The 24,711-nt window shown below is 66.1% G+C and carries 26 protein-coding genes; 14 read left to right on the top strand and 12 right to left on the bottom strand.

Going from position 1 to position 24,711, the window contains the following annotated elements:
• Complete coding sequence (locus VNW74_RS21045) at window positions 1–807, top strand: hypothetical protein (RefSeq protein WP_325680351.1); 807 nt, start codon at window positions 1–3, stop codon at window positions 805–807.
• A 59-nt stretch (window positions 808–866) separates the two neighbouring features.
• On the opposite strand, the gene disA is transcribed toward VNW74_RS21045, so the two are convergent.
• Genes disA through VNW74_RS21030 form a run of 3 tightly spaced genes read right to left on the bottom strand, consistent with a single transcriptional unit; the run spans window position 867 to window position 3,959 of the window.
• Entirely contained in the window at window positions 867–1,979 is a 1,113-nt protein-coding gene (gene disA / locus VNW74_RS21040; RefSeq protein WP_325680349.1) for a DNA integrity scanning diadenylate cyclase DisA, read from the bottom strand.
• Window positions 1,976–3,400, bottom strand: coding sequence for a DNA repair protein RadA (gene radA, locus VNW74_RS21035; RefSeq protein ID WP_325680347.1), 1,425 nt, complete (start codon window positions 3,398–3,400; stop codon window positions 1,976–1,978). Before radA ends, disA begins: the two co-directional genes overlap by 4 nt.
• Before the next feature lie 31 nt (window positions 3,401–3,431).
• Window positions 3,432–3,959 (bottom strand): hypothetical protein, encoded by a 528-nt coding sequence (locus tag VNW74_RS21030; RefSeq protein ID WP_325680375.1) that lies wholly within the window; start codon window positions 3,957–3,959, stop codon window positions 3,432–3,434.
• Between the two features lie 405 nt (window positions 3,960–4,364).
• On the opposite strand from VNW74_RS21030, the gene carD reads away from it, so the two are divergent.
• The 5 genes from carD (at window position 4,365) to rlmB (ending at window position 8,517) form a co-directional block, all read left to right on the top strand.
• Window positions 4,365–4,853 (top strand): RNA polymerase-binding transcription factor CarD, encoded by a 489-nt coding sequence (gene carD / locus VNW74_RS21025; protein ID WP_065015102.1) that lies wholly within the window; start codon window positions 4,365–4,367, stop codon window positions 4,851–4,853.
• A gap of 23 nt (window positions 4,854–4,876) precedes the next feature.
• A complete protein-coding gene (gene ispD, locus VNW74_RS21020) occupies window positions 4,877–5,548 on the top strand; it encodes a 2-C-methyl-D-erythritol 4-phosphate cytidylyltransferase (RefSeq protein ID WP_325680343.1) in 672 nt (223 codons plus the stop codon).
• Entirely contained in the window at window positions 5,545–6,030 is a 486-nt protein-coding gene (ispF, locus tag VNW74_RS21015; RefSeq protein WP_325680341.1) for a 2-C-methyl-D-erythritol 2,4-cyclodiphosphate synthase, read from the top strand. The genes ispD and ispF overlap by 4 nt, the downstream gene beginning before the upstream one ends.
• 152 nt (window positions 6,031–6,182) lie before the next feature.
• Window positions 6,183–7,595 (top strand): cysteine--tRNA ligase, encoded by a 1,413-nt coding sequence (gene cysS, locus VNW74_RS21010; RefSeq protein WP_325680339.1) that lies wholly within the window; start codon window positions 6,183–6,185, stop codon window positions 7,593–7,595.
• Window positions 7,585–8,517, top strand: coding sequence for a 23S rRNA (guanosine(2251)-2'-O)-methyltransferase RlmB (gene rlmB / locus VNW74_RS21005; RefSeq protein ID WP_325680338.1), 933 nt, complete (start codon window positions 7,585–7,587; stop codon window positions 8,515–8,517). The genes cysS and rlmB overlap by 11 nt, the downstream gene beginning before the upstream one ends.
• A gap of 62 nt (window positions 8,518–8,579) precedes the next feature.
• Here the strand turns inward: rlmB and VNW74_RS21000 are convergent, their stop codons facing one another.
• Window positions 8,580–9,821 (bottom strand): SLC13 family permease, encoded by a 1,242-nt coding sequence (locus tag VNW74_RS21000; RefSeq protein ID WP_325680373.1) that lies wholly within the window; start codon window positions 9,819–9,821, stop codon window positions 8,580–8,582.
• 58 nt (window positions 9,822–9,879) lie between these two features.
• Window positions 9,880–10,638, bottom strand: coding sequence for a 5-oxoprolinase subunit PxpA (locus tag VNW74_RS20995; RefSeq protein WP_325680336.1), 759 nt, complete (start codon window positions 10,636–10,638; stop codon window positions 9,880–9,882).
• Between the two features lie 43 nt (window positions 10,639–10,681).
• Here VNW74_RS20995 and VNW74_RS20990 point away from each other — a divergent pair, with 43 nt between their 5' ends.
• On the top strand, window positions 10,682–11,416 hold the full coding sequence (locus VNW74_RS20990) for an SDR family oxidoreductase (RefSeq protein WP_325680334.1): 735 nt from the start codon (window positions 10,682–10,684) through the stop codon (window positions 11,414–11,416).
• Window positions 11,417–11,420: 4 nt separating this feature from the next.
• Here the strand turns inward: VNW74_RS20990 and VNW74_RS20985 are convergent, their stop codons facing one another.
• From VNW74_RS20985 to VNW74_RS20975, 3 genes are read right to left on the bottom strand one after another with little or no spacing between them, the layout of a single operon-like run.
• Window positions 11,421–12,287 (bottom strand): metal ABC transporter permease, encoded by an 867-nt coding sequence (locus VNW74_RS20985; protein WP_325680332.1) that lies wholly within the window; start codon window positions 12,285–12,287, stop codon window positions 11,421–11,423.
• Window positions 12,284–13,069 (bottom strand): metal ABC transporter ATP-binding protein, encoded by a 786-nt coding sequence (locus VNW74_RS20980; RefSeq protein ID WP_325680330.1) that lies wholly within the window; start codon window positions 13,067–13,069, stop codon window positions 12,284–12,286. The genes VNW74_RS20985 and VNW74_RS20980 overlap by 4 nt, the downstream gene beginning before the upstream one ends.
• Entirely contained in the window at window positions 13,066–13,986 is a 921-nt protein-coding gene (locus VNW74_RS20975) for a metal ABC transporter solute-binding protein, Zn/Mn family (RefSeq protein WP_414686737.1), read from the bottom strand. Before VNW74_RS20975 ends, VNW74_RS20980 begins: the two co-directional genes overlap by 4 nt.
• Before the next feature lie 223 nt (window positions 13,987–14,209).
• Here VNW74_RS20975 and VNW74_RS20970 point away from each other — a divergent pair, with 223 nt between their 5' ends.
• Complete coding sequence (locus VNW74_RS20970) at window positions 14,210–14,701, top strand: MarR family winged helix-turn-helix transcriptional regulator (protein WP_325680328.1); 492 nt, start codon at window positions 14,210–14,212, stop codon at window positions 14,699–14,701.
• 72 nt (window positions 14,702–14,773) lie between these two features.
• On the opposite strand, the gene VNW74_RS20965 is transcribed toward VNW74_RS20970, so the two are convergent.
• Window positions 14,774–15,208 (bottom strand): MarR family transcriptional regulator, encoded by a 435-nt coding sequence (locus tag VNW74_RS20965; RefSeq protein ID WP_325680326.1) that lies wholly within the window; start codon window positions 15,206–15,208, stop codon window positions 14,774–14,776.
• 324 nt (window positions 15,209–15,532) lie between these two features.
• Between VNW74_RS20965 and VNW74_RS20960 the strand changes: the two genes are divergently transcribed.
• The 3 genes from VNW74_RS20960 to VNW74_RS20950 all read left to right on the top strand — a co-directional run bounded on the left by VNW74_RS20960 (window position 15,533) and on the right by VNW74_RS20950 (window position 19,128).
• Entirely contained in the window at window positions 15,533–16,288 is a 756-nt protein-coding gene (locus tag VNW74_RS20960) for a zinc-binding alcohol dehydrogenase family protein (RefSeq protein WP_325680324.1), read from the top strand.
• Window positions 16,289–16,428: 140 nt separating this feature from the next.
• Window positions 16,429–18,015 (top strand): FAD-dependent oxidoreductase, encoded by a 1,587-nt coding sequence (locus tag VNW74_RS20955; RefSeq protein ID WP_325680322.1) that lies wholly within the window; start codon window positions 16,429–16,431, stop codon window positions 18,013–18,015.
• 39 nt (window positions 18,016–18,054) lie between these two features.
• Window positions 18,055–19,128 (top strand): substrate-binding domain-containing protein, encoded by a 1,074-nt coding sequence (locus VNW74_RS20950; protein ID WP_325680320.1) that lies wholly within the window; start codon window positions 18,055–18,057, stop codon window positions 19,126–19,128.
• A 20-nt stretch (window positions 19,129–19,148) separates the two neighbouring features.
• On the opposite strand, the gene kstR is transcribed toward VNW74_RS20950, so the two are convergent.
• Window positions 19,149–19,754 (bottom strand): cholesterol catabolism transcriptional regulator KstR, encoded by a 606-nt coding sequence (gene kstR, locus VNW74_RS20945; RefSeq protein WP_325680369.1) that lies wholly within the window; start codon window positions 19,752–19,754, stop codon window positions 19,149–19,151.
• 292 nt (window positions 19,755–20,046) lie between these two features.
• Between kstR and VNW74_RS20940 the strand changes: the two genes are divergently transcribed.
• A complete protein-coding gene (locus tag VNW74_RS20940) occupies window positions 20,047–22,182 on the top strand; it encodes an acyl-CoA dehydrogenase (protein WP_325680318.1) in 2,136 nt (711 codons plus the stop codon).
• Window positions 22,183–22,207: 25 nt separating this feature from the next.
• On the opposite strand, the gene VNW74_RS20935 is transcribed toward VNW74_RS20940, so the two are convergent.
• Window positions 22,208–22,675 (bottom strand): cupin domain-containing protein, encoded by a 468-nt coding sequence (locus tag VNW74_RS20935; RefSeq protein WP_325680316.1) that lies wholly within the window; start codon window positions 22,673–22,675, stop codon window positions 22,208–22,210.
• Window positions 22,676–22,775: 100 nt separating this feature from the next.
• On the opposite strand from VNW74_RS20935, the gene VNW74_RS20930 reads away from it, so the two are divergent.
• Window positions 22,776–23,627, top strand: a complete 852-nt coding sequence (locus tag VNW74_RS20930) for a type 1 glutamine amidotransferase domain-containing protein (protein ID WP_325680314.1) — start codon at window positions 22,776–22,778, stop codon at window positions 23,625–23,627.
• Window positions 23,628–23,657: 30 nt separating this feature from the next.
• On the opposite strand, the gene VNW74_RS20925 is transcribed toward VNW74_RS20930, so the two are convergent.
• A complete protein-coding gene (locus tag VNW74_RS20925) occupies window positions 23,658–24,182 on the bottom strand; it encodes a DNA starvation/stationary phase protection protein (protein ID WP_325680313.1) in 525 nt (174 codons plus the stop codon).
• Between the two features lie 158 nt (window positions 24,183–24,340).
• Here VNW74_RS20925 and VNW74_RS20920 point away from each other — a divergent pair.
• The coding region (locus VNW74_RS20920; protein WP_325680312.1) for a DUF4118 domain-containing protein at window positions 24,341–24,711 on the top strand (371 nt) is incomplete at its 3' end.

Below are 24,711 nucleotides of genomic sequence, written 5' to 3'. Positions count from 1 at the left end.
GTGCTGGATCTAGAACCGCGGGGCCCGCTACCGCCGGAGATCTACTGGCGACGCCGGGGATTGGCGTTGGGCATTGCGGTCGTCGTGGTTGGCATTGTCATCGCGATTATCGTCGCTGTTCTGAGCAGCAGTGCCGGCGCCAACACCACCGGCGGCAAGCCTGCCGCTCAAGCCGGGCAGAAACCCGGCGCCGTTCCCGGAGCGGCCCCGGAGGAGGTCAAGACCCCGGTCGTGCCGCCGGCGGGACAGAATCCGGACCAGCCGGGCGAGACACCGACGGCAGCCGTACAGCCGCCACCGGTGCTCAAGGAGGGCGATGACTGCCCCGACTCCACGCTGGCCGTCCTGGGCCTGACCAACGCACCCCAGTACGTGATCGGTGACCAGCCGAAGTTCACCATGGTCGTGACCAACATCGGGCTAGTGGCCTGCAAGCGTGACGTGGGCGCGGCCGTGCTGGCGGCCTACGTTTATTCGCTGGACAACAAGCGGTTGTGGTCCAACCTGGACTGTGCACCTTCCAACGAGACACTGGTCAAGACCTTTGCGCCGGGGGAGCAGGTGACCACCGCCGTGACCTGGACCGGCATGGGGTCGGCCCCGCACTGTCCGCTGCCGCGGCAGCCGATCGGACCCGGTACCTACAACCTCGTCGTGCAGCTGGGAAACCTGCGCTCGGCCGCGGTCCCGTTCATCTTGGCGCCGCCGCCGCCACCGGGCGCCGCGCCGCCTCCGCCGGCACCCGGCATGCCCGGCCCGGCTCCGGTCGGGCCACCGCCTGGCCCACCGCCCGGCCCCGGCCACTAACGCTTCATCCGGCTCTCCCCCGCAAGCGGGAGGTGCCCCCACTGCATCGTCGCCGGGCCTCAGCCGAGCGGATCGGCGATCGTCGACTCGGCCAGATGCGACAGCCCCTCGCGTACCTGTCGCGCCCAGATCGCGCCGATCCCCTCGACCGCTTCCAGATCGCTGGCACTGGCCGCCAGCAGACCCTGCAGCGACCCAAACTCCCGGACCAGCCGGTCGGCGTGGGCGAACTGCAGCCGCGGGATGCCGGCCATCGCCCGATAGCCGCGTGAGTTCATCGCCGAGTCCTGGGCCTCATCCGTCGGCGGATATCCGAAAACCTTTGCCAGCGCGGTGAAGTCGATTAACTCGGTGTCGGACAGGTCATCCAGCTCGTCGAGGATTGCTCCGACCTCCTGCTTGGACAGCGGCTCGGGGTTGGCGTGGTAGTCGCGCACGATCAACTCCCGCGCGATGTCGTTGCCGCCGAGCAGTTCCTCCAGCTGAAGCCGCAGCTGACGTCCATCGGTGCCCAGCTCGACGGTGTCGTAGTCGATCACCAGACCGATCCGGCGGACCAGCTCGAGTCGCTGCACGACCGTCATCACATCGCGCAGCGTGACGAAGTCCTCGATCTCGGCGCGGGACAGTTGTGCGCTGACCTCGTCGAGCCGGGTCTTATACCGTTCCAGCGTGGCGAGGGCCTGGTTGGCTCTCGACAAGATAGTCGCCGAATCGGCCAGCACATGGCGTTCGCCGCCGAGGTAGACGGTCACGATGCTCATCGAATGGCTGACCGAGATCACCGAGTAGCCGGTCTGGATGGCGGCCCGCTCCGCCGAGCGGTGCCGGGTCCCGGACTCGTCGGTGGGTATCGACGGGTCAGGCACCAGCTGCACGTTGGCCCGCAGTATCCGGCTGCCGTCGGTGGACAGCACCACCGCACCGTCCATCTTGCACAACTCCCGCAACCTGGTCGGCGCATAGCGCACGTCGAGTGAGAAGCCGCCGTCGCAGATCGCCTCCACGCTGTCGTCGTAACCGAGGACTATCAGGGCACCGGTTCGGCCGCGCAGGATGCGTTCCAGGCCGTCGCGCAGCGCGGTTCCCGGCGCCAGCTGTGCGACGGCCTCACGCAGGGTGGGACGCGGCGACGGCCCGGAGCCGTTTGTCGTTGCCTTGCCAACAGTCATTGCCAGTCATTGTGCGCTACATCCAGTCGATGTGGTGGTGCCGGTGCGCTGGCGCGATGTTCGGCGATATCGAGCATGTGCTCGAGAGCCGCGACGATGGTGGCTGCTTCCAGCGCCTGCAAGCCCGTCGGCACCGCATCGCAGCCCGGCGGGATCAACGCGGTCGTGAACCCTTGCCGGGCGGCTTCGGCCAGCCGGCGTTCCATGCCGCTGACCCGCCGCAGATCGCCCGCCAAACCGACCTCGCCGATCATCACCGCTGTTGCCGGCAGCGGCAGGTTCACGTACGCCGAAGCCAGCGCGATCGCGACCGCCAGGTCCGATGACGGTTCGGTCAGCCGCATACCGCCCACCGTGGACAGGTAGACGTCGTTGACGGCGATCTTGAAGCGCGCGTGTTTTTCCAGCACCGCGGCGATCATCGCCGCCCGGGCATGGTCGATACCGCTGACGGCGCGTCGCGGTGAGCTGCCCGAGGGTGTCGCCAGCAACGCCTGGACTTCGCCGATCAGCGGACGCTTGCCGTCGAGCGTCACCGTGATCGCGGTACCCGCGACGGGCTGCGGCCGCTGATCCAGGAAGAGCCCGGATGGGTCAGCGATGCCCTCAATCCCATTGTCCTGCAATAGAAAACAGCCCACTTCATCGGCTGCACCGAATCGATTCTTGACGCCGCGGACCATGCGCAGCAGCGAGTTGCGGTCGCCCTCGAAATGCAGCACGACGTCGACCAGGTGTTCAAGCGACCGGGGGCCGGCGATGGCGCCGTCCTTGGTGACATGGCCCACGAGAATCAGCGGCACACCGGTGGTTTTCGCTGCGGAGGTCAGCGCCGTGGTCACCGCGCGCACCTGGGTGACACCACCGGTGACGCCGTCGGCGTCACTGCTGGACATGGTCTGCACGGAGTCGACGACGACGAGTGTGGGCTGCACCACGTCGATGTGGCTGAGCACCGCCTGCAGGTCGGACTCGGCCGCCAGGTATAGCTCGTGATGGCTGCAGCCGGTCCGGTCGGCGCGCATGCGGATCTGACCGCGGGACTCCTCGCCGGAGACATACAGCGCACGCCGTCCGGACGTCGCCCACTGATGAGCCACCTTGAGCAGCAGCGTCGACTTTCCGACGCCCGGGTCGCCCGCGAGCAGGGTGACCGAGCCCGGTACCACGCCGCCACCCAGCACACGGTCGAGTTCGTCGATACCGGTAGGACAATGGCGGGTGCCGCGCGGCTCGATGGAACTGATCGGAACCGCAGCGGAGGACGGGGCTATCGAGTGGCGGGTGGCGCTTCGGACGGCGCTCAGCACCGCCACTTCATCGACCGAGCCCCACGTGCCGCACTCCAGGCAGCGTCCGACCCACTTTGCGGTGACATGGCGGCATTGCGAACAGCGGTACTGCGAACGCGCCTTGGCCACGCGCTGACGGTATTCGCCGGGTCCGACAGATTTACGGGTGTTCGGCCGACAGCGGGGGGCCTTCGGGCGCCGAAATCGGCACCGCCAGGCTGACGCTTCCGGCCTTCTCGAAATCGAAGGTGAAGTTGTAATTCGGGCCGTTGGTGATCGGCTTGTCCAGCGTCACCGTCGCCTTCACCGCGTGGTCGGCCTCGACGGCGTCCACGGCCTTGCGGTTCTGGCCAGTGGGAGTACCGACGAAAAGCGTCCCGCCGGCAGGCAATGTGGGGTCGCCGGTCACGGTCACCTTGCCGATATCGGTGGAGATGCCGACCAGCTTGTCGGTGACATCCGGCGACTGGTTGACGACAACCAGCACCAGGTCCACCGTTGCGCCCGGGGGCAAGAAGTCGGTGTTCTGCTGCGCTTGAATGCGCACATTGCGCAGCGCGACGTTGTTGATCTCCGCGTGGTTGCCGTCGACTGCGGACTCCTGGCTGGCGGTCTGCGCGAGCTGACCGGCGCTGCAGCCGGCAAGCGCGGCGGCGCCGATCAGGCCACCCGCGGAGAGGGCGGCGATCCTGCTTGAGCGGCGGTTCGAGCGGGGTTTCGAGGCGCGGTAGTCGAAGCGATTCACTCAGAGCCTCCTGCTGGGCCTACTCACGGCACGTCCGTTCGACTATGCACAGTAGTAGGTCGCCGACGTGGGCGGTAGCTGAGGGCTCAGGAGCGGGACAGCGGGGTATTAGAGGGGCGCAGCAGGCGGATCAGCGCAGCGCAGGTATGATCTTGACCGTGCCGAATAGCGCAAACCTGGAGTACTCCGGGAGGCGCCCATCGGGGTTCCCGATAGGTCGGTGCATTGCATGAATTTCCTGGTCTGTCAACCCCCTCCGTTCACGTGCGGTGCCCCTGACCTGCACCGTTGTTCCGCACGTCTCGGAGCCGCGTGCTAACATGGAGTAACGAAAGGGGCTCGAATCTGATGATCTTCAAGGTCGGAGACACCGTTGTCTATCCACACCACGGTGCTGCGTTGATCGAGGCGATAGAAACCCGAACCATTAAAGGGGAACAAAAGGAATATCTCGTCTTGAAAGTGGCGCAGGGAGACCTGACAGTTCGAGTACCCGCTGATAATGCCGAGTACGTCGGCGTCCGCGATGTGGTCGGTCAGGAGGGTCTCGACAAGGTGTTCCAGGTGCTTCGCGCACCGCACACCGAAGAACCGACCAACTGGTCCCGCCGCTACAAGGCCAACCTGGAAAAGCTGGCCTCCGGTGACGTCAATAAGGTCGCCGAGGTCGTCCGCGATCTGTGGCGTCGCGACCAGGAACGCGGCCTGTCCGCCGGCGAGAAGCGCATGCTGGCCAAGGCCCGTCAGATCCTGGTAGGCGAGCTGGCACTCGCCGAGAGCACCGACGACGCCAAGGCGGAGACCATCCTCGACGAGGTTCTGGCCGCCGCGTCCTGAATTCCTGACCCGCAGGGGCCAGAGTGACGAGCACGGTCGCGGTGGTCCCGGCCGCTGGGTCGGGCGAACGGCTGGCCGCCGGTGTGCCCAAGGCGTTCTTTCACCTGGATGGCCGGACCCTGGTTGAACGCGCAGTCAGCGGCCTGCTGGAGTCCGGTGTCGTCGACCACGTCGTGGTGGCGGTACCCGCTGACCGCACCGACCAGGCCAAATTGATTCTCGGCCGCGAGGCGACCGTCGTCGCCGGCGGGGCGAATCGCGGCGAATCGGTGAGCCGGGCGTTGGCGGCGTTCGCCGATGCGGAAGAACCCAACTTTGTGCTGGTCCACGACGCGGCGCGGGCACTGACCCCACCGGGGCTGGTAGTGCGCGTGGTTGAGGCGCTGCGGGCCGGGCATTCGGCCGTGGTGCCCGCGCTCGCGCTTTCCGACACCATCAAGGCGGTCGATGCCAACGGGGTGGTGTTGGGAACGCCGGAGCGGGCCGGCCTGCGAGCCGTACAAACGCCCCAGGGCTTCACCACCGAGCTGCTACTGCGTGCATATCAGCAGGCCGCAGTCGTGGATTTCACCGACGACGCGTCCCTGGTCGAGCACATCGGCGGTCAAGTGCAGGTGGTCGAGGGCGACCCGCTGGCCTTCAAGATCACCACCCGGTTGGACATATTGCTGGCCGAAGCGATTGTGAAGCAGTGAATCTTCGGATAGGTCTGGGCACCGACGTGCACGCGATAGAGGCCGGTAGGCCGTGCTGGGTGCTGGGTCTGCTGTTCCCCGACGTCGACGGTTGCGCCGGACATTCCGACGGCGACGTGGCCGTCCACGCGTTGTGCGACGCGCTGCTCTCGGCGGCTGGACTGGGGGATATCGGCGATGTGTTCGGCGTCGACGACCCGCGATGGGCCGGTGGCAGCGGGGTCGACATGCTGCGCCACGTCGTCGACCTGGTCGCCCGGCACGGCTTCCGGGTCGGCAACGCGGCGGTGCAGGTCATCGGCAACCGGCCCAGGATCGGGCCGCGCCGCGCCGAGGCGCAACGGCTGTTGTCGGACCTGCTGAATGCCCCGGTTTCGGTGGCGGCCACCACCACCGACGGGCTGGGGCTGACCGGGCGCGGTGAGGGCAGGGCCGCGATCGCGACGGCTTTGCTGGTCGCGGTCGAAGGCACCGCCGGCTAGCCGCGGCGACGGCCACGCTCTCTTCGGCTCCCGGTGATCGTTTGTCTTGCTCGTGCGACCGCATGCCGTATCCGCTGAGCTTTGTGTTGGAAACGACTTCGCGGCGCCGCGCTGGTAATCGGCAAAGCTATGGCCCGGTAAGCTGGCACGTCGTGATCGATCGCGCCCACCTGCGGCTACACGACACGGCAACCGGTGCCGTGCGTGATTTCGTTCCGCTGCGCCCCGGGCACGTCTCCATCTACCTCTGTGGCGCCACCGTGCAAGGTCTGCCGCATATCGGCCACGTGCGCAGCGGTGTGGCCTTCGACATCCTGCGCCGCTGGCTGATGGCGCACGGTTGCGACGTCGCATTCATCCGCAACGTCACCGATATCGAGGACAAGATCCTCAACAAGGCCGCCGCGGCGGGCCGGCCGTGGTGGGAATGGGCGGCCACCTACGAGCGGGCGTTCACCACCGCCTACGACGCCCTCGGTGTCCTGCCGCCTTCGGCGGAGCCGCGGGCCACTGGCCACATCACTCAGATGGTGGAGCTGATCGAGCGCCTGATCGACACCGGCCATGCCTACATCGGCGGAGGCGACGTCTATTTCAACGTGCTGAGCTACCCCGAATACGGACTGCTGTCCGGCCACAGGATCGACGATGTCCATCAAGGCGAGGGAGTCGCGACCGGCAAGCGTGACCAGCGCGATTTCACGCTGTGGAAAGGCGCGAAACCCGACGAGCCGTCGTGGCCCACGCCGTGGGGGCGCGGACGTCCTGGTTGGCACCTGGAATGCTCGGCGATGGCCCGCACATATCTGGGACCGGAATTCGATATCCATTGCGGTGGAATGGATTTGGTTTTCCCGCATCACGAGAACGAGATCGCCCAAAGCCGCGCTGCCGGCGACGGGTTTGCTCGATACTGGCTGCACAACGGCTGGGTCACCATGGGTGGCGAGAAGATGAGCAAGTCATTGGGCAACGTGTTGTCGATTCCCGCCATGTTGCAGCGAGTCCGGCCCGCCGAGCTGCGCTACTACCTGGGCAGTGCGCATTATCGCTCGATGCTGGAGTTCTCCGAGGCCGCTTTGCAGGACGCGGTCAACGCCTATGACGGGGTTGAGGACTTCCTGCACCGGGTGCGCAACCGGGTCGGCGTTGTGGATATCGGAGAGTGGACGCCGCGGTTTGCCGCAGCACTCGATGACGACCTCGCGGTGCCGGTCGCGCTGGCCGAGGTGCACCGTGCCCGCGCGGAGGGCAACCGGGCGCTTGACGCCGGCGACCACGACAGCGCGTTGGCCAACGCCGGGGCGATCCGCGCGATGATGGGCATTCTCGGCTGCGATCCGCTCGACGAGCGCTGGGAGTCGCATGACGAGACGTCGGCCGCGCTGGCGGCGGTCGACGTGTTGGTGCGTTCGGAGGTTCAGCGGCGCGAGCAGGCTCGCGAGGAGCGCGACTGGAAGCTGGCCGACGAGATCCGGGATCGGCTCAAGGACGCCGGTATCGAGGTCACCGACACCCCCGACGGTCCACAGTGGTCGCTGGGAACCCAAACCGATGGCCGGTAATTCGCGGCGCCGCGGGGCGGTACGCAAAGCCGGCACCAAGAAAGGGCCGACCGTTGGCTCCGGCGGTCAACGACGCCGCGGGCTGGAAGGCCGTGGCGCCACTCCGCCCGCGCATATGCGGCCTTACCATCCAGCCGCCAAACGGCTCAAGGCGCAGCCGCGCCGGCCCGCCAAACGCAGCGACGACGAAGTGGAAATGGTACTGGGGCGAAACCCGGTCGTGGAATGCCTGCGCGCCGGTGTGCCGGCGACCGCGCTCTACGTTGCGCTCGGAGCCCAGTCCGACGAGCGGCTCACCGAATCTGTCACGCTGGCAGCAGATTCCGGTATCGCGATCCTGGAAGTGCCACGCAACGACCTGGACCGGATGACCACCAACGGCCTGCATCAGGGGATCGCCTTGCAGGTGCCGCCGTACGAGTATCTCCATCCCGACGAGTTGCTCGAGACGGCCCTGGAGACCCCGCCGCCACTACTGGTCGCATTGGACAACATCTCCGACCCACGAAACCTGGGCGCGATTGTCCGTTCGGTCGCGGCGTTCGCCGGTCACGGAGTGTTGATCCCGCAGCGGCGGTCCGCCTCGGTGACAGCGGTGGCCTGGCGGACCAGCGCCGGCGCGGCGGCGCGGGTTCCCATCGCGCGCGCCACCAACCTCAATCGGACACTGAAGGATTGGGCCGATCGCGGTCTACAGCTCGTCGGGCTCGACGCTAAGGGCGACACCGCCCTCGACGATTTGGACGCCGCCGGTCCGTTGGTGGTGGTCGTCGGATCGGAAGGCAAGGGCTTGTCGCGGCTGGTCCGGCAGAACTGCGACGCGGTGGTGTCGATCCCGATGGCCGGCCCCGCCGAGTCGTTGAATGCCTCCGTTGCCGCCGGGGTGGTACTGGCCGAAATCGCGCGTCAGCGCAGGCGCTAGTCGAATTGCCCGCGCGATGGCGCTGCCGAATTCGGTATGCCATTGCCACCGGCGTATCACCGCTAGAGGCCCAGCACCCGCACACCGGCCCATAGCGCCAGCACCGCCGCCACCAATGCGGTGGGCACCGTGCACAGCCCGAGCGTGGTGTACTCGCCTACGCTGGCCGAAACGTGATAACGGCGTAGCACACTGCGCCACAACAAGTTTGACAATGATCCCACATAGGTTAGGTTCGGTCCGATGTTCACGCCGATCAGCACGGCCAGCACAGCTGCCGGCCCGCTTGGCGCCACCAGCGGTACCAACACCAGGGTCGCGGGCAGGTTGTTGACGACGTTGGCCAGCACCGCGGCCACCGCTGCGAATCCCAACAGCGCGAGTAGCCCGGACCCGGACGGCAGCAGCGCGCCCATCCGCGAGGACACACCGTTTTGCATGACCGCCTGCACGACGACGCCCAGCGCCAGTACGAATACCAGAAACGGCACGTTTACCGCGCGCACGATCGCACTGGCCGTGGTGTGGCGTCGGGCCAGGCTTCGCACCGCCATCACCGCCGCCCCGGCGAGCGCAGCCCAGGCCGGCGCCACTCCCGCCGCTTCGGCGATGACGAACCCGGCCAGCGTCAGCGCCACCACCACCAACGCGAATACCGGTGTCGGCGGCGCCGGTTCGGTCTCCTGGTGATCGGGTTGCACGCTGAGATCGCGCCGGAAGAACACCCGGAAAACGAGGTAGACGCTGACCACCGCGGCCAGCCAGGGCAGCGCCATCGCCAGGGTGAACTTGGTGAAAGACACATTGGCGGCGTGGAATGCGAGCAGGTTGGTCAGGTTCGACACCGGAAGCAGTAGCGAGGCGGCGTTGGCCAGGTGTGCGGTCGCGTAGGCGTGCGGACGCACCGGTGCCCGCAGCCGCCGGACCGTGGTCAGCACCACCGGCGTCAGCAGCACCACGGTGGCGTCCAGGCTCAGCGCCGCGGTGATGGTCGCGGCGATCACGAAGACTTGCCGCAGTAGGCGCAGTGACCCGGAGCGGCCGCGCGCCATTGCCGCCCCGGCCGCTTCGAACAGGCCTTCGTCGTCGCACATTTTGGCCAGCACCAGCACCGCACCCAGGAAAGCGACGACCCGCGACAGCCGTCCCGCCTCGGCGGCCGCGTCCTGCATCGAGATCGCGCCGACGGCGATCAACAGGACGACGGCCGGTACGGCCGCGAACGCCTCGGGCCACCCCCGTGGACGGGCAACCGCGAACGCGAGGACCACCGCCAGCGACAGAAGACTCAGAACTAGCGTCAAATTCAGGCCCACGCGTCCTCGCGGCGCGCGGAGTCCGGGCGCCCAGGCCGCAGCCGCATCAGCTAAACGCCTTCAGGTCGATCCCGTCAGCCTTCAGCCGGTCCCGCACCGCCACCGCGATCTGCACAGCGCCAGGTGAATCACCATGCACGCAAACCGATTCCACGTGGACGTCGACCGCTGACCCGTCGACCGCGGTGACGTGTCCGGCGGTCACCATGGTCACCACCCGTTCGGCGATCGCGACCGGATCGTCGAGCACCGCGCCAGGTTCCCGCCGCGACACCAACTGGCCGTCCGGCCGGTAGGCACGGTCGGCGAATACCTCCGACACAATGCGCAGGCCACGCTGCTGGGCCTCCTCGAAAAACACCGAACCCGCCAATCCCAGCACCGGCAGGCCTGCATCGACCATCCGCACCGCCTGCGCGACGGCGGCGGCCTGCTCACGGTTGGTCACGATCGTGTTGTACAGCGCGCCATGGGGTTTCACGTAGGACACCGTCGAGCCGGCCGCCCGGGCGAGTCCGTGCAACGCCCCGATCTGATACACGACGTCGGCGAGCAGATCGTCCGGCGTGACGTCGATGAAACGCCTGCCGAACCCGGCCAGGTCGCGGTAGCTGACCTGTGCGCCGACGCGTACGCCGCGCTCGGTGGCCAGCCGGCACACCCGTAACAAGCCGGCCGGGTCGCCCGCGTGGAAGCCGCAGGCCACGTTGGCGCTGGTGACAATGCCGAGCATGGCGTCGTCATCACCGAGCTGCCAGACACCGAAGCCCTCACCCAAGTCGGCGTTGAGGTCGATAGAGGCCACGACCGCTAGCTTAAGACCGGTCTTCGCGCGTAGCTTCTGGGCCGTGACGATTGATGGCAAGGTAGTCGCGGTAACCGGTGCCAGCAGTGGGATTGGCGAGGCAACAGCGCTGCTGCTTGCGCAGCGCGGGGCCAAGCTGGTGCTGGGTGCGCGCAACCCCGACGGCCTGGATGCGGTGGCCGCGCGGCTCTCGGCCACCGGCGGCGATGCAATTGCCAGGGTGACCGACGTCAGCCGTCGCGAGGACCTGACGGAGTTTGTTGCGCTGGCCACGGAAACGTACGGCCAACTCGACGTCCTTGTCAGCAATGCCGGCATCATGCCGGTCTCGCAGTTCGACGAGCTTCGCGTCGACGACTGGGAAGCGATGGTCGATGTCAATCTCAAAGGTGTGCTATTCGGAATCGCGGCCGCGCTTCCGGTTTTCCGCCGCCAAGGCTTTGGACATTTCGTCAATATCGCCTCCACGGCAGCTTTTCGGGTCACTCCTGGGCAGTCGGTGTACGCGGGCACCAAGATGGCGGTTCGCGCGATTTCTGAGGGCCTGCGTCAGGAGGCCGGCGAGAACCTGCGGGTCACGATCGTCTCCCCCGGCATGACGCTGACCAACTTCGCCGAGTCGATAAGGGACGAAGCGGCCCGGGCGGCGCTCGAGCGGCGCCGCGACGATATCGCGATGCCGCCCAACGCGGTGGCCCGGGCGATCGCCTTCGCTATCGACCAGCCGGCTGACGTCGATATCGGCGAGGTCGTGGTGCGGCCCACTGCGCAGGCATGAGGCGTCAAGCGCGGACCGGTACTTGTCGGCGCCGCCCGAGCAGCCAGCAGGCCAGGTAGATCAGGAACGAAATGGTGGCGACGAACACCGACACCGGCACGCCGGGCGCCAACGACAGCACGATGCCGCCGACCGCCGAGATTTCGGCGAAGAGCACCGCCGCGGCGATCGTGGCGGCCGGCGACCTGAAAGCTCGTGCGGCCGCTGCCGCCGGCGTGATCAACAGCGATACCACCAGGAGCGCGCCGACGATTTGCACTCCCTCGGCTGCCACGACGCCGACCAGCGCCGCGAACACGATGCCCAGCGCACGTACCGGCACGCCACGCGCTGCGGCGACCTCCGGATCGACGGTGGCGAACAACAGCGGGCGATAGCAGACCACCAGAATGACGACCACCACGACGCTGATCACGGCCAACGTCAGCAACCCCGTGTATCCCACCCCTACGATCTGCCCGGTCAGCAGCGCGAAGCTGGTCCCGGTGTGCCCCGGATAGAGGTGGATGAACAGCACCGCCAGGCCCAGCCCGAACGCCAGTACCACCCCGATCGCCGAGTCCCGCTCCCGCGCACGTTGACCGAGAACTCCGAACAGCGCCGCGGCCAGCGCGCTGCCGACCAGCGCGCCCGCTCCGACTTGGTATCCGACCAAGAGCGCGAAAGCAGCGCCCGTTAACGATAATTCGCTCGAACCGTGCACGGCGAACGACATCTGACGCATCACGATGAACGGCCCGACCAATCCGGCAACCAGCCCCAGCAGCGCCCCTGCCACCAGTGCCTGCTGGACGAAGTCGTGGCGCAGCAGATGGGCGGTGATATCGAAGGCGAACAAATGCGATAACAGGTCGGTGAGCCGGTCGTTCATTCTGCGTCTCCATGCGCATCGCCGACCACCAGGTAGCGGCCCTTGACCTTGACCACCTCGATGTCGGCGCGATAGAGAGCCGACAGCGTCTCGGTGGTCATCACCTCCTCGACGGAGCCGATCAGGAACCGGCCGTCGACCAGGTAGAGCACTCGGTCCACAAACGGCAACACCGCGTTGAAGTCGTGCGTGACGAGGATGACTGCGGTGTCCGCTTTCCGGCGGCGCCGATCGATCACCGTGGCCACCAGCCTGGCGTTGGCCGGGTCCAGCGTCAGCAACGGCTCATCGCACAGCAGCAGCCGCGGGTCGCTGGCCAGCGCCTGGGCGACGCGGACCCGCTGCAATTCGCCTCCGGACATCTGCCCGACCGAGGCGTCCGCGAGGTGTTCGCCGTTGACCTGTTGCAGCGCCTGCTGGACAGCGTTGCGGCGGCGCGCGCGGCCGGCTGCCCGCAACGGCATTGCGCCCCAGCGGTGGCCGTCGACGCCCAGCCGTACCAGGTCTCGTCCGCGCATGGCCGCGCCCCGGTCCATCGGACGGTGTTGCGGTATGTAACCGATTCGCTTGTCGCCCGGGGACACTCGCTGATCACCCAGCCGTGCGGTGCCGGCGGTCAACCGAAGCTGTCCGAGCAGCACCCGCAGCAATGACGTCTTGCCGCTGCCATTGGGGCCGAGCACGACTATGAATTCCCCTGGCGAAACGGTCAAGTCCAACCCGTCCCATAGCACCCGGTTGCCGAACGCCAGCCGGGCGCCGAGCAGCGACGCAGCCGTCATCGAACAGCTGTCTGCAGGGCCGCGGCCAGGTGATCGACGGTAGCGCGCTGCCAGGTCAGGTAGTCGGCGCCGGCGGGCAAGGTCTCGGTCACGTCGGTTACTGGCACGCCGGCCTGCCGGGCCGCTACCTGCAGGTCGCGGGTGGCCGCGGTCGCGGTCTGCGGGTTGATCAGTAACGCGGCGACTTGCCGGTCGTTGATCATGTCGAGGACTGCGGCCATGTCAGCCGGCGATGGATCGTCGCCGTTCTCGGTCGCCGTGGTGAACGTCGCGGGCGTTCGGTTGACCAGGCCGGACGCCGTCAGCAAGTAGTAGGCCACCGTTTCGGTCGCGATCACCCCGGCCCGCGGATGCGCTGCGGCGATGGCATGTTCGGACCGGGTGATCGAGTCCGTGTCGCGCCCGAATTCCGAAGCGTTGAAACGATATTCGTTGGCATGGGCGGGATCGATGGTCGCCAGCCGGTCCGCAATCTCGGCCGCGACCGCCTTGGCGACGTCCACGTCGTAGAAGACGTGCTCGTCGGGTGCGCGTTTGTGGCCGGGGAACTTGATCGATGAATAGGCATCGACCGAAGCGATCCCCGGGTGACCGGCCAGCACGTCGTCGACCCATGGGTCGTAGCCGCCGCCGTTGTAGACCACTAGCGCGGCGTCGGCGATGGCGGCGGCCTCGTCGGCGGTGACCTCATAGGTATGCGGATCGACGTCGGCGCTGTTCAGGATCGACTTGACGCTGACATGTCCCCCCGCGACGGTGCGAGCAACGCTGCCCCAGACATCGGTGGATGCCACGACGGTGGCGGCCCGTGGATGGGATGAAGCACCGCTGCCGCAGCCGGTCAGCACGAGCGTGCAGCCGAGGCCGATGATGATGGCGGACAAATTGATCGCCACGCGGGCTGCCGCCTTCCGCACCGTTGGGTTTCCTTCCCCGGCCGTTCTGACCAGCCAAAAACTAATGAAAACGGTTTCCAACAAAATGTAGCCATCGGGCGCCGACTCACGCAATCCGATGTGTACGTCGTCGAGGTCCCCGCGGGTTGTGCACGGCGACTGCGGCCAGTCCCTGACCGCGATTTATATGGTACTACCATTTATTATAGCTGGCGATACCATATAAATCGCGTACTCTTGAGCCATGAACATCCCGCACAGCCCCGACCGGAGCCATCATGATGATCTGAAAGATGCACTGGTAATTACGTCTTTTGTATTGATGGCTGCACTCACCGAAGTGGCCGCTGAGCATGACCTGTCGCTGACCCAACTGCGGGTTTTAGGCATCCTGCGTGATCGTGAGCCGACGATGGCCGACCTCGCTGTGTTCACTGGACTGGACCGCTCGACGGTGAGTGGTCTCATCGAGCGGGCATGCCAGCGTGGGCTGGTCGTCAAGACCGCTGATGACCGCGACGGCCGCGCTGTGCGGGTGCGCCCCACCACGAAAGCCCGTCGGCTCGAGTCTGGGATCACCACGGCGATCAACAAGCGGATCGCACCAATGACCGGGCAGTTGAATGCCAGCGAGCAAAAACGGCTGACCGCACTCCTGAGGAAAGCACTCGGTGATACGACGACAGAGTCGTTGCGCCAGATCACGTTTCCGCATCGGAACGTGGGACCGTCTTGACCGCGACGGTCGGCTTGCCCCCGGCCGCGCTGGTGCGCGCCCTGGAGCGTGAGCTGATATCCAGTCGGGTGGTCACAAGCCGAGCGCTTTGGTCAGCAGTGCCGTGAGGCGCTTCTGTTCGCTGGTGCTCAACTGAGCGATCAACGGTTTAATCTGGTCACCGACCGCCGCCGCGATCTGGGCTGCCAGGCGGCGGGCTGACCGGGTGAGACTTACCCGCACCGAGCGGCCATCGTGCGGGTCGGCGGTCTTTGTGACCAGCCCGCGCTGCGCTGCGCGGTCGATGAGTCCGCTGACGGTAGAGCGCTCCAGGCCGGTGAAGGTAGCCAAGTCGGCCATCGTCGGGTCACGATCACGCAGGATGCCTAAAACCCGCAGTTGCGTGAGCGACAAGTCGTGGTCGGCGGCCACCTCGGTGAGCACCGCCATTAGCGTAAAAGAGATCTGTACCAACGCATCTTGCAGATCAGTGAGGTGATCTGCGGCCGGATCGCGGTCTGGAATCACCTTTGAACGATAGCATAGTTAGATCGTATTGCGAACTATAGTAATTGGTAGTACCATCTATATGAGCCTGGCGGTCACCCGCGTTGCCGATCATCAACTCGACGGCCATCGATCAACCCTCGGGCAAGACCAAGAAGAGAGGCCATGATGAAAGCTGCAGTTGTCAGTGTGTTCGGCGAGCCACCGCACTATGAAGACTTCCCCGACCCGGTAGCCACAGGAAGCGATGAGCTGGTCGTCGAAGTCGTTGCGGCGGCGTTGCATCCACGCGTGCGCTCCCAGGCGAATGGGTCGCACTACACCAGTACCGGCGAGCTTCCGCTAGTGCCCGGCATCGATGCGGTGGTCCAGGATGTGAACGGCTCTCTGTATTACGCCCTTGTGGACGACACGACGTTGGGCACCATGGCTCAACGCACGATCATCGAAAAAAACCGCTGCATACCGCTGCCCAAAGAGACCGACCCAGTAGCGGTGGCAGCTGCGATGAACCCCGTGATGTCCTCCTGGGTCGCACTACGACACCGCGTGGACTTCAAGCCAGGATCGCGCGTGCTGATCCTAGGCGCAACCGGCAGTGCCGGGCGTACGGCGATACAGGTTGCCAAACGCTTTGGCGCCAAAGAAGTTATCGCAGCCGGCCGCAACCCTGACCGGCTTAACGAACTAACGGCAGTGGGCGCCGACCGTGTGCTCACCCTCGATCAGCTCGACCAGGCCAGCGATGTCGACGTCGTGATCGACTATGTCTGGGGAAAACCCACCGAAAAAGGGATGGTCGACCTCCTAACCCACCGCAGTGACCGGGGCAAAGAGCTAACCTGGATCGAAATCGGTGCCATGGCCGGACCCGGCGCCGAGATCCTTTCCGCTGCACTACGATCAACCCGACTGCAGATCGTCGGCAGCGGAATCGGCTCAGTATCCGGACGCGGTTTCCACGAAGAAGCCCCGAAGATCGCCCACGCCGTCACGGCAGGGGCGTTCGATATCGCCACTGACCGCGTCCCGCTCAGCGAAGTCACGACCGCATGGACACAACCGCTCGAGTCGAACAGCCGCGTCGTTTTTTTGCCTTAACCGCAGCACCAACACCGAGGCGTCCAGTGCCGCAATAGGTCACGTTGTTCGCCCCTCATGCGTGGACTCGTTCTGCTGTCGGCTCGTTGGCTTTTGATGTTGCTCTTAACGAGTCACCCCGCTATCGGAAAGGAACACTGATGACATCTGCCACGAACGCCGATGTGCTCATCTGCGGTGCCGGCCCGGCCGGGCTGACGCTGGCTGTCGAATTGGCGCGTCGAAACATTGACTTCGTGCTGGTCGATAAGGCTGCGGACCCATTCGTGGGATCACGCGGCAAGGGGATCCAGCCGCGCAGCCAGGAGATTTTCGAAGATCTCGGCGTGCTGGATCGCCTGGTCGCCGTTGGCGGCGAGTATCCGTTTCAGCGCTTCTACACCGCAGACGGGCCGGTGGATAAGCCGGCAGGGGAGATACCGATTCCCACCCCGGCCGAGCCCTACCAAATCACTCGGATGGTTCCGCAGTTCCTGACTGAATGCTGCCTTCGTGATCGACTCGTCGAGCTGGGCCATGCGCCTCAGTTCAGCCACGAACTCGTGGGTCTCGAACAAGACGAGCACCGTGTGACGGCATCTGTGCAGACACCGGAGGGCGAACATGTCGTGCGCGCACGGTATCTCGCTGGTGCAGATGGCGGTTCGAGCTTCGTGCGCAAGGCGCTGGGCGTCGAATTCCCCGGCGAATCGTTCAACGTGCGCGCCCTTGTCGCCGATCTCTTCGTCGACGGCGTGACCACCGATGTCTGGCATCGGTGGAGCCAGGGCACGCCCGAGCAACTCGCGTTATGCCCGCTCCGTGGGACTGACATGTTCCAGCTGCTAACTCTGGTCCCTTTTGGTGTGGATATCGATCTCACCGCCGCGGGGCTTACCGATTTGGTCCACGAGCGAACCGGCCGCGAGGACATCGTCGTGCGCGGGGTGTCATGGGCCTCGGTGTTCGAGATGCACACCGGTCTGGCCGACCGCTATCAGGTGGGGCGGGTGCTGCTCATCGGCGATGCCGCGCACTGCCACCCACCCACTGGCGCCCAAGGCCTCAACACCAGCGTCCAGGATGCCTACAACATCGGCTGGAAGATCGCCGCGGTTCTCAACGGAGCGCCAGCGACACTGCTGTCGACCTACCAGCAGGAACGCCGCCCGATCGCCGAATCCGTGCTCGGGCTATCCCAACGACTTCTTCAAGGGCGCTCCGCCGAGCGAAATCGCGAGGTGCGCCAGCTCGATCTCGGTTACCCGGAGTCCGACCTGACGATGACGGGCGAGTCTCGAAACGACGGTGTCGACGCGGGTGATAGGGCGCCGGACGCGCCGCTGCGTGGCGCGGGCGGACTGCCCCGCCGCCTTTTTGATCTGATCCACGGCACGCACTGGACGCTGCTCGGTCACGACGTTGACCGCTCGTCGCTGCCGGAGCCGCGCCGGGGGCTACGCATCCACACCACCGGGCACCGCGGCGACCTGATTGACGACGAGAAGCACCTGGCAAAGATCTACGGACTGCAGCCCGATGAATGGGTGCTGATCCGCCCCGACGGCTACATCGCAGCGATAGTCACCACGCCCAACCTCACCGCCATCGCCACCTACCTGGACAACGTTGGCGTCCACCCCATCCAACCCTCAACTCTGAACGGAGAAATCCAACCGTCAAGCCTCGAGCACCACAGGGCGGGGCCGCGTTCGCGAACCCACTTCGCTGTTGGGCCGCCGCCGTGAAATTGGTGGTGCAACGCGCTACCGGTAGCCTCAGACGGCATGAGCCCCACGCCGCGACGGCGGGCGACCCTGGCGTCGTTGGCGGCTGAGCTCAAGGTATCCCGCACCACCATCTCGAATGCGTACAACCGGCCCGACCAGCTGTCGGCCGAGTTGCGCGAACGAGTGCTCGCCACCGCCAAACGCATCGGTTATCCCGGCCCCGATCCGGTAGCGCGATCGCTGCGCACGCGGCGGGCCGGGGCCGTGGGTCTGATGATCACCGAACCGCTCACATATTCCTTCAGCGATCCGGCGGCGCTGGATTTCGTTGCGGGACTTGCCCAGTCGTGCGAAGAGCTTGGTCAGGGGCTGATGCTGGTGGCCGTCGGCCCGAGCCGCAGTGTCGCGGATGGCACAGCGTCGGTGCTCGCCGCGGGGGTGGACGGGTTCGTGGTCTACTCGGCGGCTGGCGACGATCCCTACCTGCAGGTCGTGCTGCAGCGGCGACTGCCGTTGGTGGTGGTTGACCAGCCCAAAGAAGTACCCGGCGCATCCATCGTCGGCATCGACGACCGGGGGGCGATGCGCAAGATCGGCGATTACCTGCTCGGTTTGGGCCATCGGGAGATCGGACTGCTGACGATGCGGCTGCGTCGTGACCATCGGCACGGCCTGGTCGACTCCGAACGCCTCCGCTCGTCGACGTTTCATGTGCAAAGCGAACGCATCCACGGTGTCCGTGACGCGATGGCCGCGGCCGGTGTCGACCCGGATTCACTGACGGTGGTGGAAAGCTACGAGCACACCCCGGCATCCGGAGGCGACGCGGCCAAGGTGGCGCTAGAAGCCAATCCGCGGATCACCGCGGTGATGTGCACCGCCGACGTCCTGGCGTTGTCGGCAATGGATTATCTGCGCGGCCGCGGCAAGTACGCGCCGGGCCAGATGACCGTCACCGGCTTCGACGGCATCCCCGAGGCCATCAGCCGCGGCCTGACCACGGTGGCGCAGCCGAGTCTGCAGAAGGGCCGCCGGGCCGGCGAGCTGTTGCACGAAGGCAGTATCCATGCAGTAGTCGAGGTGCTCGACACCGAGCTGATCCGCGGACGCACTGCCGGGCCGCCGGCCTGACCGGTTAGGCCCGAGAGCGGTCAGATGTGGGGTTCCTCCCCATTGCCGATCAGCAGCCGCACCGCGAGATCGAGCCGCTTGCTCACGTCGGTGGCGGATGCCCTGCGGGTGAGCCACGCGAGCAGATTCGACAGCCACACGTCGGAGATCACCCGGGCGATGTGGTACTGGTCCTCAGTCGGTTCACCGTCGCTCATCGCGCGCGCGAACATCGAGTCGATCAGCTTCTCGACGTGATCAACTTCACCGGCAGCGGAAGCGTCGGCGAACACGTAGGCACGGGTCATGGCCTCGGTGAGCAGCGGATTGCGTTGCATTGCGCGATTGAGTTTGCTGACCATGAAATTCAGCCGCTGGAACGGCGTGCCGCCGGTCAGGGTGGATCGGTCCGTCTTGGCGTCGATCCGCTCGAACTCCCGGCCCAGCGCGGAGACCAGCAGATGCACCTTCGACGGGAAATACCGGTAGAGCGTGCCCACCGCGACGTCCGCGCGATCGGCGACCGCACGCATCTGAACTGCCTCGTAGCCCCCTTTGGAAGCGATGGCCATCGTCGCGTCGAGGATGCGTTTACGACGCTCGCGCTGCGCCTCAGACCCGAGCTCGGACTCGGCCAATACCGCCACGCTCATCACCTCACGAGGCTGCGCACTGGACGTGCTGGAGGGTTGACCCGCGTCGGTGTGGGCTGGCCCCGAAACGGAAGGGGACATTTGACGGAGAGCTCCTTTTCTTGCGTACTCGCTCGAAACGATACGCATGCCGAGCGCGAATTTCTCACCTCCGTGCCGCCGGGACACTGGGATGTCCTGCTGCGATGGCATTCGACTTGACGGTCGATCGCTGGCACTATTAGAACACGTTCTAGTGCTGCGCGGGGCGTCTCGGCAGCGCCTTTTAGTCGACCGAGGAGTCCAGGTGGCTGCGACCTCAAGCAAGACCGGCACCTCCGAGCAGTTCGCGGCGCGTGAGCTGGTGCGCGATTGGGCGGCCGGATCGGGCGCGACGGCGGCGGTCCGGGATATTGAGCAGGGCGAGCCGAATGCCTGGCGGCCGGTTTTCGGCGGCCTGACCGACCTGGGATTGTTCGGTGTCGCGGTCCCGGAGGACTGCGGCGGGGCCGGCGGCAGCATCGAGGACCTGTGCGCAATGGTCGAGGAGGCCGCCAAAGCCCTGGTGCCCGGACCGGTGGCGACCACCGCGCTGGCCAGCTTGGTAGTGGCCGATCCGCAGCTGAGCGCCGCACTGGCGTCGGGCGAACGCACGGCCGGGGTCGCACTCGATGGTGACGTCGAGTTCGATGACGCCACTTCGCGGGCCTCGGGCACCGTGCCCTGGGTACTCGGTGCCGTCGCCGACGGCCTGCTGGTGGTGCCGGCCGGCGCAAAATGGCTACTCATCGATCCAGCCGCCGCCGATGCAGCCGGCACCGTGACGGTCGAGGCGCTGCATGCGACCGACTTCTCCCGGCCGCTGGCGCGGGTGGTGCTGACCTCGGCGCCGGTCACAGTGCTCGACGCCGCCGCGGGCCGGGTGGAGAACCTGGCGGTCGCGGTGCTGTGCGCCGAAGCGGCCGGCATCAGCCGATGGGCGCTCGATACCGCCGTCGCCTACGCCAAGGTGCGCGAGCAGTTCGGCAAGCCGATCGGCAGCTTCCAGGCGGTCAAGCACCTGTGCGCCGAGATGCTGTGCCGTGCCGAGCAGGTGGCGGTGGCCGCCGCCGACGTCGCCCGCGCGGCGGCCGATGCCGATGATCGCCAGTTGTCCATCGCCGCGGCCATCGCCGCGGGTACCGCTATCGACGCCGCGAAGGCCAACCTCAAGGACTGCATCCAGGTGCTCGGCGGCATCGGCATCACCTGGGAGCACGACGCGCACCTGTACCTGCGTCGGGCCCATGGGATCGGACAGTTCCTCGGCGGATCGGCGCGCTGGCTGCGCCGGACCGTCGAGCTGACCCAGGCAGGTGTCCGCCGTCGCGTGGGCATCGACCTGAGCGAGGTTGCCCACCTGCGCCCCCAGATCACCGAAGCGGTCGCCGAGGTCGCGGCGCTGCCCGCAGACCAGCGTCAGGCGGCGCTGGCCGAAGCGAGGCTTTTGGCGCCGCATTGGCCGGCTCCGTACGGCCGCGGCGCCGGACCGGCCGAGCAGCTGCTGATCGACCAGGAGATGTCGTCGGCCGGTGTGCCGCGGCCCGACCTGGTGATCGGCTGGTGGGCGGCGCCGACCATTCTCGAACATGGCACGCCTGAGCAGGTGGAGCGGTTCGTGCCGACTACCCTGCGCGGCGAAATCTTCTGGTGCCAACTGTTTTCCGAGCCGGGAGCCGGTTCGGATCTGGCGTCGCTGCGCACCAAAGCGGTGCGGGTCGACGGGGGTTGGGAGCTGACCGGGCAGAAGGTGTGGACGTCCTCGGCGCACAAGGCGCAGTGGGGTGTCTGCCTCGCCCGCACCGATCCCGACGCCCCGAAACACAAAGGGATCACTTACTTTTTGATCGATATGACTTCGCCCGGCATCTTGATCCGCCCGCTGCGCGAGATCACCGGCGACGCGTTGTTCAACGAGGTCTTTCTGGATGGCGTGTTCGTCTCGGACGAGATGGTCGTGGGCACCGTGAACGACGGCTGGCGGCTGGCCCGCACCACACTGGCCAACGAACGGGTCGCGATGGCGCAGGGCACGGCGCTGGGCAACCCGATGGAACAGCTGCTCGCAGCGGCGGCAGAGATCAATCTCGATGTCGCGCAACAGGATCGGCTGGCGCGGTTGATCATCACCGCGCAAGTGGGCTCGCTGCTGGACCAGCGCATCGCCCAGCTCGCGGTGGGCGGCCAGGACCCCGGATCGGAATCCAGTGTGCGCAAACTCATTGGGGTGCGTTACCGCCAGGCGCTGGCCGAATACCGGATGGATCTGTCCGAAGGGGCGGGCGTCGTCGAGGACAAGATCGTGCACGATTTCCTCAACACCCGCTGCCTGACCATCGCCGGCGGCACCGAGCAGATCCTGCTGACAGTGGCGGCCGAGCGATTGCTGGGCCTGCCGCGCTGACGAGCTTCTCCGACAATGGTGCTCCTCAGCGCGGAGGGCCAAGAATGATCTGTCCGAACTTGTCCGCTCCCTCGGCCATCCGTTCGGGTGAGATTTCGAAACCGTCTGGGCGCGGAGTTGCTCTGTCCCGACCGGCGTAGCGGAACATACCCTCGATTCCGGCGGGGGTGTTGATCATGAGCAGATCGGCTTTCTTGGATGTGATGCGATAGGCGTGCGGAATGTTCTTGGGCAAGAAGACAATACCGCCTTCCGATAGCTCCAGCTCCCGGTCGTCGTACCACACCAACGCGGTCCCTTTGATCAGCATGAAAACTTCGTCCTCACGCGTGTGTTTGTGGTACGGGGGTGCTTCGCCTTCGCTGACATCGAAGCGTCCGACCATCAACTGGCCGTCGGTGGCCTTGCCGTCGAGCAAGATTGCCAGTGTGCCGCCGTCGAGCCATTCCAGTTGCTGCTGCTGCTCCGGCTGCGCCAGGTATGCCATGCTCATGAGTCATCCCCATTCGTCGTCTCGGTCGTCGGAGGGAGGATATCCAGCGCGCCGGCATGAGTGCACGTCTCTGAGTAGGCCGTAAGCTGAGGCATTACTGATGGCTACTGTGCTGATCCCGATTCCGGATCGCGACTTCGACCCAACGGAAGTCGCGGTCAGCTGGCATGTGCTGAAGGCGAACGGTCACCGGGTCGTCTTCGCCACCGAAAGCGGCACACCTGCGGCGGCCGACGACATCATGGTCACGGGTCGGGGTCTGGACTTCTGGTCTGCGGTACCGGTGTTGGGTGCCATCACGATCGTGGGACGAATGCTGGGGGCCAACAAGGACGCTCGCCGCGCCTATCAGGACATGCTGGCCTCGCAGGAGTACCAGCATCCATCCAGCTGGGCCGAAGCCACCCTGGATGGCATCGACGCGTTGCTGCTGCCCGGCGGCCATCGCGCCCGCGGAATGCGCTCTTACATCGACAGTGCAACGCTGCAGCGACTCGTCGTTGACGCCTTTGCCCGCGGGGTGAAGGTGGCCGCGATCTGTCACGGCGTTCTGCTCGCTGCCCGCAGCATTGATCCCACCACCGGCCACTCGGTGCTCTACGGACGGCGGACCACGGCGCTGACCTGGGCGCTGGAGCGCACCGCCTGGCGTCTCTCCCGGATCACCCGCTTCTGGGATCCCAACTACTACCGCACCTACACCGAGGGGCCTGGGCAGCCCGCCGGGTACATGTCGGTGCAGTCAGAAGTCACCCGTGCGCTGAAAAACCCGACGGACTTCTGCGACGTTCCTCGCGGGTCGCCGCATTGGCGGCTCAAGACCTCCGGAATGGTGCGCGACACTGCAACCGATTCGCGGCCGGCATTCGTCGTCGACGACGGCGGTTACGTGTCAGCGCGCTGGCCGGGCGATACGCACACTTTCGCAAAAGTGTTGTCGGACAAGCTGTGACGTACGCGCGCACGAGAGGGATGGATCGGGCTAGACCTTGCGGTTCTCCGATTTGATCAGCCACGCAAGCTTTTCCAGCGCGTCGATCTGCGTATGTAGGACGTCCGCCGTGGTGGGGTCGTCGGAATCAACCGCGTCATGCACCGTGCGAATGGTGTTGACCGTCGCATAAATGCGGGTCGTGATGCGGCCCACGACGTCCGTGGTGCTTTGCTCGTTGGCTGGAAAGCGAGGCAGGCTGGTGGTGGCGACCACCGTGTCCGACCGGCCGTCTGGCACCGCGTCAAGCGCGCGCATCCGCTCGGCGATGGTGTCGCTGGCCTCGCGGGCGAAGTCGACCAATTCGTCGAGTTGAAGATGTAGGTCACGGAAGTTGGTACCGACGACATTCCAATGGGCCTGCTTGCCCTGCAAATGAAGCTCGATGAGGTCGACAAGGATCAGTTGGAGGTTCTGCACAAGCCGCTGTGGCGGCTGGAAGACGCGCACCTGGTCCGCGCGGCGCCGGCTACCGCCATTGGTCTGAGCGGTTGGGCGTAGGGCTGTAGTAGTCATGCCTTGATGATTCCGCCCAGCGGAATCTATGTCTGTGCGGCTGACACCAACATCGGATTGCAGCTAACCGGAATCTTTGCCTACCGGCTGTCCGGAAGGATTGTCGGCGGTTCGCCGGCGATATTGCGGTGGGCCATCGCGCGTGCTAGGCCGATCATGTGACAGAGCATGGGATCGCTCAGGCCGAGGGCGGTCAACCGGGACGTCCGGGCGGGCGGGTCATGCGGCTCTTAGTGCGGCCGACCCCTCCGCCGCTCTGGCAAGGTTTCATCGCCGCTGCGGCATTGATCGGCCTCGAGACAGTTGTGATCGTTCTGCTCAAACAGTTGGCTCCGACCATGGCTTTCGGCACGGTGTATCTGCTCGGGGTACTGCTGGTCGGAATGGCCTGGGGGTTCGGATTAGCGTCGATCACCGCACTGGTGAGCGCCGTCGCGTTCGACATTTGCCGAAGCTGGCCGGACAGCTTCGGTCTGACCCAGCTGCAGAACTGGGTGGTGATTCTCGTCTTTTTCGTCGTCGCGCTGTT

It is taken from the genome of Mycobacterium sp., assembly GCF_035570115.1.
Classification (GTDB): Bacteria; Actinomycetota; Actinomycetes; order Mycobacteriales; family Mycobacteriaceae; genus Mycobacterium.
The sequence above is the reverse complement of the archived record's forward strand: the minus strand, read 5'-3'. Positions and strand labels throughout refer to the sequence as shown.